Raw genomic sequence first — 7,857 nt, forward strand, 5'->3', positions numbered from 1 at the left:
GCCCCAGCCACCGCACCGGACCCCCTCCCCTACGCCGACGACCTCCTCCGGCGCTGGCAGGAGCCGCAGCGCCACTACCACACGGTCACCCACCTCACCGCGGTCCTCGACCGGATCGACACGCTCCAGGAGTACGCCGACGACCCGGACGTCGTCCGGCTGGCCGCCTGGTTCCACGACGCCGTGTACCTGCCCGACCGCTCCGAGAACGAGGACCGCTCCGCCCGCCTCGCCGAGCGCGCCCTGCCCGAGGCCGGACTGCCGGACGCGAAGACCGCCGAGGTGGCCCGCCTGGTCCGGCTCACCGTCTCCCACGACCCGGCCGAGGACGACCGCGACGGCCAGGTGCTGTGCGACGCCGACCTCGCCGTCCTCGCCGCGCCGCCGTCGGCGTACGCCGCCTACGCGGCCGGGGTCCGCGAGGAGTACCACTTCGTCCCCAACGACGTCTTCCGTGAGGGCCGGGCCGCAGTGCTGCGCCAACTCCTGGCCCTGCCCCGCCTGTTCCGCACCCCGCACGGGGCGAAGGAGTGGGAGGCGACCGCCCGCTACAACATGCGCGCGGAGCTGGACCTGCTCTCGATCTGAGCCACGCGCCCGCCTACGCTGCACGGCATGCGCGCATGGGGCGGGGATCAGGTGACGGAGGCCGTCGCGAGCGGCGTGGAACTGCTGCGGACGGTGACGGACAGGGACTGGACCGGCGTGAAGGCCGGCCGGCTGGACTGGTCCTGCCGGCAGACGGCGGAGCACATGGCGGGCGATCTCATCGCCTACGCCGGGCAGTTGGCGGGCCGCGCGCAGACGGCGTACGTCCCCTTCGAGTTCGGTTTCGAGGAGGGCACCGACCAGGCGGGGGTCCTGGACGTCATCGAGACCACCGGCGCGCTGCTCACCGCCACCGTCCGCACCACCCCGCCGCGGGTCCGCGCCTTCCACCCGTACCCCTTCCGCAGCGCGAACCGCGAGGGCTTCGCCGCGATGGGCATCGCCGAGGTGCTCCTGCACACCCACGACATCGCCGAGGGCCTGGGCGTTCCGTACGAGCCGCCCGCCGAGCTGTGCGAGTCCGTCCTCACCCGGATCTTCCCGCACGTGCGGCCCGGCCCCGAGCCCTGGCCGACGCTGCTGTGGGCCACCGGCCGCGGCGAACTGCCCGGCCGCGCCCCGGTCACCGCGTGGCGCTGGAACAACAACCTGGTCCTGCCGACCGGGCGGCTCACCCTCGAAGGCCTCACCCCGGCAGCCGCCGCCGACCTGGTCGCGGGCGGCGACGGCGGCTTCGTCTGGCTCGGCGACGCCCCCTTCGAGGGCACCCGCGACGTCGCCGCCGGCCTGCTCAAGGCCTACGAAGGCGGGGTGCACCGGCCCGAGTTCGGGGCGTTCGTGCTCGTCCGGCGGGAGGACGGCCGGGCCGTCGGCAGCCTGAACCTGCACGGGATGCCCGACGAGGAGGGCCGCGCCGAGATCGGCTACGACCTCGTGGAACCGGCCCGGGGTCACGGCTACGCGACCGAGGCGCTGACCGTCCTCGCGGACCGGACGCTCGCCCACGAGGACGTCCATCTGCTGTACGCGGCCGTGGAGGAGGCGAACACCCCCTCGCAGGGCGTCCTGACCCGCGCCGGGTTCGTCCGGGCCGACGTGGCGGCCGAGCCCCTCCTGGAGGACGCGTCGCTACGGCTCTACACACGCCGGGGGTGACACCCGCCCGGCGGGGCCTACGCCCTGCGTCGCCCCTTCGGGCGTCGTAGTCCCGCCGCCGTCAGCAGCCGCACCACCTCGCGGCTCCTGACCTCGACCGCCCCGGCCTCGACCACCTCCCGGTACCGGTGCGAGGGAATGTCGTAGTGATCGCGTTCGAACGCGCGCCGGGGCACGCCCAACTCGTCGGCGAAGCTGTGCAGTTCCTCGAAGGAGACGTCGCTGACGAGGTGGGACCACATCCGTCCGTGACCCGGCCAGTCCGGCGGGTCGATGTAGAGCGTCACGCGCGCCTCACGAGGGGCCCGGCCCGCCGGAGGCCGCCCCCAGCGAACCGACCGCGGCGACCTTCACGCCCGCCTTGTGGCACACCCAGTGCGGGTCGGGCCCGAGTTCGGGCTCGATCTCCAGGGCGTGCGGGTCGCCCGAGCCGCACACCGGGCAGATCGGCCAGCGGCCGTGCCGCTCCAGCAGGGCGTCCTGCACGTCCTGCGCCACCAGCCCGGCCACGAAGGTCACACCGTCCGGCCACTGCTCGACCCACCAGCGCCGCTGCGCCACGGACTCCTCGACCATGGACACGACGTCCGCCGCGGCCACCTCGCCCGAGGCCAGGTCGGCGAGGACGAGGGCCCGCGCGGCGTGCAGCGCCTGTTCCAGGGCGCTGACGGGTGTGGGGGAAGGCGTGTGCGAGGGGTTGTGGGAGGGGTCCATGCACCCATTGTGCGCACTCTTGACCGTGACACCGAGCCGAAAATACCTTTCATGGGTGCCCCAGGACGTGAAGGAAATTTTCGGCGGCGCTCTCGCCGCCAAGGTCCGCGCGCTCGCCCCCTCCATGACGCGCTCGATGCAACGCGTCGCCGAGACCGTCGCGGGCGACCCCGCCGGCTGCGCGGCGCTCACCGTCACGCGTCTCGCGGAACGCACCGGCACCAGCGAGGCCACCGTCGTGCGCACCGCCCGCCTTCTCGGCTACGGCGGCTACCGCGACCTGCGGCTCGCCCTCGCCGGACTCGCGGCGCAGCAGCAGTCCGGCCGCGCGCCCGCCATCACCACCGACATCGCCGTCGACGATCCGATCGCGGACGTCGTCGCCAAACTCGCCCACGACGAGCGGCAGACCCTCGCCGACACCGCCGCCGGTCTCGACACCGTGCAGCTCGGCGCGGCGGTGGCGGCGCTGGCAGGCGCCCGCAGGACCGACGTGTACGGGGTCGGGGCGTCCGGGCTCGTCGCCCAGGACCTCGTGCAGAAACTGCTGCGGATAGGCCTCATGGCCCACGCCCACAGCGACCCGCACCTGGCGGTGACGAACGCGGTGCAGTTGCGGGCGGGTGACGTGGCGATCGCCATCACGCACTCCGGGTCGACGCGGGACGTCATCGAACCCCTGCGGGTCGCCTTCGAGCGGGGCGCCACGACCGTCGCCGTCACCGGGCGGCCCGGCGGCGCGGTCGCGCAGTACGCCGACCACGTGCTGACGACGTCCACGGCACGCGAGAGCGAGCTGCGGCCGGCGGCCATGTCCTCACGGACCGGTCAGCTGCTGGTGGTGGACTGCCTGTTCGTGGGGGTGGCCCAGCGAACCTACGACACCGCCGCGCCGGCGCTGGCCGCGTCGTACGAGGCCCTGGCCCACCGGCACCGGTAGACCGTAGGAGTACTCCGGCCGACCTACGTGGGAAAGAAAGAGCCGTCTGCCATGACCTCCACGCCCCGCCCCGACGACCTGCTGGCCCAGCTCGGGTCGCTCACCACCGAAGCCTTCCGCCCGGAACTCGCCGAGATCGACCGGCTGCCCACCCTCGACATCGCCCGGCTCATGAACGGGGAGGACGCCGGCGTGGCCGGGGCCGTGGCCGCGCGGCTGCCCGAGATCGCCTGGGCCGTCGACGCGATCGCCGCGCGGATGGGGCGCGGCGGACGGCTGGTGTACGCCGGGGCGGGGACGGCCGGACGGCTCGGGGTGCTCGACGCCTCCGAGTGCCCGCCGACCTTCGACACGGCGCCCGGCCAGGTCGTCGGGCTCATCGCGGGCGGACCGCGGGCGATGGTGACCTCCGTCGAGGGGGCCGAGGACTCGCGGGAGCTGGCACGGGCGGACCTCGCCGCCCTCGCGCTGACCGCCGAGGACACGGTGGTCGGGATCTCCGCCTCGGGGCGCACGCCCTACGCGATCGGCGCGGTCGAGTACGCCCGCTCGCTCGGTGCGCTGACCGTCGGGCTGGCCTGCAACGCGGGCAGTGCGCTGGCGGCGGCGGCCGAGCACGGCATCGAGGTCGTCGTCGGGCCCGAGCTGCTCACCGGGTCGACGCGGCTGAAGGCGGGCACCGCGCAGAAGCTGGTGCTGAACATGCTGTCGACGATCACGATGATCCGGCTGGGCAAGACGTACGGGAACCTGATGGTCGACGTCCGGGCCTCGAACGAGAAGCTGCGGGCCCGCTCGCGGCGGATCGTCTCCCTCGCGACGGGCGCGGCCGACGAGGAGATCGAGGAGGCCCTCGCGGCCACCGGCGGTGAGGTGAAGCACGCGATCCTCGTGCTGCTCGCCGGGGTCGACGGGCCGTCGGCCACCCGCCTTCTGGAGGAGTCCGGCGGTCACCTGCGTGCCGCGCTCGCCGCGGCGCGCCCCTGAGCCGCACGCTCAGCAGGTGCCTACCGATTCCCGTGCCACCGCCGCCGCGCTGCTGCCCCTGGTCGGCGGCCCCGCGAACGTCCTCTCCTTCGCCCACTGCATGACCCGGCTGCGGCTGGGCCTCGCCGATCCGTCACGAGCGGACGAGGAGGCGCTGCGGGCCGTCCCCGGAGTGCTGGGCCTCGTCGTGGACGGCGGGTCGTACCAGGTGGTCCTCGGGCCGGGCGTCGTCGGACCGGTGACGGCGGCGTTCGAGGAGCTGGTGGACGCCACAGCCGGCGGCCGGCCGACGGCGGCCGAGGAACTCGCCGCGCGGGGCGCGGACTTGAAGGGCGAGCGGCAGCGGCGCAACGCCACCCCGGTCAAGGCCGCCCTGCGCCGCCTCGCCGCCGTCTTCGTCCCCCTCATCCCCGCCCTCATCGGCTGCGGGATCCTCGCGGGCGTCAACGGGCTGCTGCTCAACGCCGGCCTGCTGCCGTGGCTGACGCCCGCGCTGGCCGCCATGGCCTCCGGGTTCATGGCGCTGATCGCGGTGTTCGTCGGCGTCAACACGGCGAAGGAGTTCGGCGGCACGCCCGTGCTGGGCGGGGCGGTGGCGGCGATCGTGGTCTATCCGGGCGTCGCGAAGGTCACCGCGTTCGGGGTGCCCCTCGCCCCCGGCCAGGGCGGAGTGCTCGGCGCACTGGCGGCGGCACTGCTGGCGACGTACGTGGAGAAGTGGTGCCGGGGCCGGGTCCCGGCCGCCCTCGACGTGCTGCTGACCCCCACCCTGACGGTCCTCGTCGCGGGCCTGGCCACGCTGTACGGCCTGATGTGGGCGGCCGGTACCGTGTCGACGGCGATCGGCACGGCGGCGGACTGGCTGCTGTCGACGACGGGCGCGTTCGCCGGCCTCGTCCTCGGCGGACTGTTCCTGCCGCTGGTGATGCTGGGCCTGCACCAGGCCCTCATCCCCATCCACACCACGCTCATCGAACAGCAGGGCCACACCGTGCTGCTGCCCATCCTGGCGATGGCGGGCGCGGGCCAGGTCGGCGCGGCCCTCGCGGTCTACGTCCGTCTGCGCCACGACACCTCGCTGCGCACGACGATCAGATCGGCGCTCCCGGCGGGCCTGTTGGGCGTCGGCGAACCCCTCATCTACGGCGTCTCCCTCCCGCTGGGCCGCCCCTTCCTCACGGCCTGCGTGGGCGGAGCCGCCGGCGGGGCCTTCGTGGGCTTCTTCGCGATGCTCGGCGACCAGGTCGGCGCGACGGCCATCGGCCCGTCCGGCTGGGCCCTGTTCCCGCTGCTGGCCGGGAACCGGGGCTGGGGCGCCCTGCTCGCGATCTACGCGGGCGGGCTGCTGACCGGGTACGCGGTCGGCTTCGCCACGACCTACGTCTTCGGTGTCACCGACCGCGTCATGGCAGCCGCCGGCTCCGGCCGCCCCGCCCAGGACCCGTCCGGCAGCCCGGCACCCTCGCGATCCGGCTGAGGAAGGCGGCCGGCCGGCTCGCTTCCGGAAAGCAGGGGGAACTCCTCCGCGAACGGCTCGTACGGGGCCTTGTCGGTGGGGTGTGCGACGGTTGAGTCGGCGGTGTTCGCACCGTCGAACGCTCAGGCCGGAGGAAAGCCCGCCGCGGAAAAAGGGAGACGCTCGTCATGAACCACGCCCAGCTCACCCACCTGGGGCGTGCCCTGCGGGTGCTCGGTGAGCACGGGGACGCCCTGAACGCCGACACCCCGGACGCCAAGTTCCACGAGATCAGATCCGACCTGCGACGCGCACTTGAGCTGCTGGAGGAAGGCGCCTCGGCCGTGCCCAGCACCCGGTGCGCCGAACATCCGAACGGTCCCGTGGACGAGGCCGCCCCCGACCTGTGCCTGCTGTGCGAGACCCGGCGGCGGGCGGCCCGGCGCGCCGAGTTCGACGGACCCGCCCCGCGGGCACCGCACCCCACCGCCCCGTCCCGCTACGGCGGCCGGGGCGACCGCCCGCAGCCCCAGCAGCGCTGGCTGCCGGAGCTGTGGACCGGCCAGGAGTGGCAGCTGTGCGGCACCCCGAGACGCGACCGCCAGGAGGCCGAGCGCTACCTCGCCGCCCTGCGCCGGGGCTCCCGCCCCGCCATGGCCTACCGCCTGGTGCACGAGTTCACCGACTACGAGGTGCTGCGCGTCTGGGGCACCCCGGTGAGGGTCGACATCGAGCCCATGGGCAACATCTAGGCCGGCCCCCGGTCGGGCAGTCGGTCACGCCTTGACGGGCATGGCCTCCTGCGCTTCTTCCGGGGCCGCCGCCGTGACGGCCGCCCCGCGCTTCGGGATGAAGCCGGCGAGCAGGAAGGCGGCCAGGGCCGCACCCGCGCCGATGGCCATGACGACCTTGAAGCCGTTCTCGGCGGGGAGGGCGAAACCGCCGTACTCGGTGGTCATCTGGGCGAGGATCACCCCGGCGACGGCACTGGCGAAGCTGGTGCCCAGGGACCGCATCAGGGTGTTGAGGCTGTTGGCCGAGCCGGTCTGGGACGGGTCGACCGCGCCCATGATCAGGGCGGGCAGGGCGCCGTAGGTGAAGCCGACGCCGGCGCCGATGACGCAGGACACCAGGACGAGGTGCCAGACCTCGCTCATGAGCACGATGTTCAGGCCGTAGCCGGTCGCGACGATCAGCGAGCCGATCATCAGGGTGACCTTGGGGCCCTTGGCCTTGGTGATACCGGCGGATACCGCGGACATGACCATCATGACCAGGCCCTGCGGGGCGAGCACCAGGCCGACGGTGAGCATCGACCTGCCGAGGCCGTAGCCGGTCTGCTCGGGCAGTTGGAGGAGCTGGGGCAGGACCAGGGACATCGCGAACATCGAGAAGCCGAGGGCGATCGAGGCGAGGTTGGTGAAGAGGACCTGCCTCTTCGCGGTGGTGCGCAGGTCGACCAGGGGCTGCTTCGCCCGCAGTTCCCACCGGCCCCAGGCGAGCAGGATCAGGACCGCGGCTCCACCCAGGCCCAGCGTGGTGGCGGAGGTCCAGCCCCAGTCGCCGCCCTTGGACACGGCCAGCAGCAGGGAGACCAGACCGGCCGACAGTCCGAGCGAGCCGACGAGGTCGAAGCGTCCGCCGACGCGGTTCTCGGACTCGGGGACGACCAGCAGGACGAGGACGAAGGCGACGACGCCGAGGGCGGCGGAGGTCCAGAAGAGGATGTGCCAGTCCCAGTTGTCCGCGATGAACGCGGCGGTGGGCAGACCGAGCGCGCCGCCGACACCGAGGGAGGCGCTCATGACGGCCGTCGAACCGGCGAGCTTCTCGGCGGAGACCGTGTCGCGCAGGATGCTGATGCCCAGCGGCACCACGGCGGCCGACAGGCCCTGCAACGCCCGGCCGGTGATCATCGGGATCAGGGAGTCGGCGAGGGCGCACACCACGGAACCGGAGATCAGCAGGACGATGCTGGTCAGCAGCATGCGCCGCTTGCCGACCATGTCACCGAGCCGCCCCACGACCGGGGTGGCGACGGCCGCCGCGAGCAGCG

9 protein-coding genes are annotated in these 7,857 nt (G+C 73.8%); 6 read left to right on the forward strand and 3 right to left on the reverse strand.

What is annotated here, in order from left to right; genetic code table 11:
- Together BZL64_RS26800 and BZL64_RS26805 are read left to right on the forward strand one after the other, a co-directional pair.
- The coding region (locus BZL64_RS26800; RefSeq protein WP_107430351.1) for an HD domain-containing protein at positions 1 to 588 on the forward strand (588 nt) is incomplete at its 5' end.
- 27 nt (positions 589 to 615) lie between these two features.
- Complete coding sequence (locus BZL64_RS26805; RefSeq protein ID WP_086771750.1) at positions 616 to 1,704, forward strand: GNAT family N-acetyltransferase; 1,089 nt, start codon at positions 616 to 618, stop codon at positions 1,702 to 1,704.
- 17 nt (positions 1,705 to 1,721) lie between these two features.
- On the opposite strand, the gene BZL64_RS26810 is transcribed toward BZL64_RS26805, so the two are convergent.
- Both BZL64_RS26810 and BZL64_RS26815 read right to left on the reverse strand, forming a co-directional pair.
- On the reverse strand, positions 1,722 to 1,991 hold the full coding sequence (locus BZL64_RS26810; protein WP_086771751.1) for a DUF4031 domain-containing protein: 270 nt from the start codon (positions 1,989 to 1,991) through the stop codon (positions 1,722 to 1,724).
- A gap of 7 nt (positions 1,992 to 1,998) precedes the next feature.
- The gene (locus BZL64_RS26815; protein WP_086771752.1) at positions 1,999 to 2,418 is read right to left on the reverse strand and encodes a hypothetical protein; all 420 of its coding nucleotides are present in this window, start codon (positions 2,416 to 2,418) and stop codon (positions 1,999 to 2,001) included.
- Between the two features lie 55 nt (positions 2,419 to 2,473).
- Here BZL64_RS26815 and BZL64_RS26820 point away from each other — a divergent pair, with 55 nt between their 5' ends.
- The 4 genes from BZL64_RS26820 (at position 2,474) to BZL64_RS26835 (ending at position 6,553) form a co-directional block, all read left to right on the forward strand.
- Positions 2,474 to 3,358: a MurR/RpiR family transcriptional regulator gene (locus BZL64_RS26820; protein ID WP_086771753.1), complete on the forward strand. Its 885-nt coding sequence runs from the start codon at positions 2,474 to 2,476 to the stop codon at positions 3,356 to 3,358.
- A 51-nt stretch (positions 3,359 to 3,409) separates the two neighbouring features.
- Positions 3,410 to 4,345 (forward strand): N-acetylmuramic acid 6-phosphate etherase, encoded by a 936-nt coding sequence (gene murQ, locus BZL64_RS26825; RefSeq protein ID WP_086771754.1) that lies wholly within the window; start codon positions 3,410 to 3,412, stop codon positions 4,343 to 4,345.
- 16 nt (positions 4,346 to 4,361) lie between these two features.
- On the forward strand, positions 4,362 to 5,822 hold the full coding sequence (locus tag BZL64_RS26830) for a PTS transporter subunit EIIC (RefSeq protein WP_086771757.1): 1,461 nt from the start codon (positions 4,362 to 4,364) through the stop codon (positions 5,820 to 5,822).
- Between the two features lie 167 nt (positions 5,823 to 5,989).
- Entirely contained in the window at positions 5,990 to 6,553 is a 564-nt protein-coding gene (locus tag BZL64_RS26835; protein ID WP_086771755.1) for a hypothetical protein, read from the forward strand.
- 24 nt (positions 6,554 to 6,577) lie between these two features.
- Here BZL64_RS26835 and BZL64_RS26840 read toward each other — a convergent pair.
- Positions 6,578 to 7,857: MFS transporter (locus tag BZL64_RS26840; protein ID WP_086771756.1), on the reverse strand; the 1,280-nt coding region annotated here is incomplete at its 5' end.

It is taken from the genome of Streptomyces bobili, assembly GCF_002154575.1.
Lineage (GTDB): Bacteria > Actinomycetota > Actinomycetes > Streptomycetales > Streptomycetaceae > Streptomyces > Streptomyces bobili.

Coding starts and splice junctions, on each gene's coding strand:
- BZL64_RS26805 (WP_086771750.1), top strand. CDS start 616: ATGCGCGCATGGGGCGGGGATCAGGTGACGGAGGCCGTCGCGAGCGGC.
- BZL64_RS26815 (WP_086771752.1), bottom strand. CDS start 2,418: ATGGACCCCTCCCACAACCCCTCGCACACGCCTTCCCCCACACCCGTC.
- murQ (WP_086771754.1), top strand. CDS start 3,410: ATGACCTCCACGCCCCGCCCCGACGACCTGCTGGCCCAGCTCGGGTCG.
- BZL64_RS26835 (WP_086771755.1), top strand. CDS start 5,990: ATGAACCACGCCCAGCTCACCCACCTGGGGCGTGCCCTGCGGGTGCTC.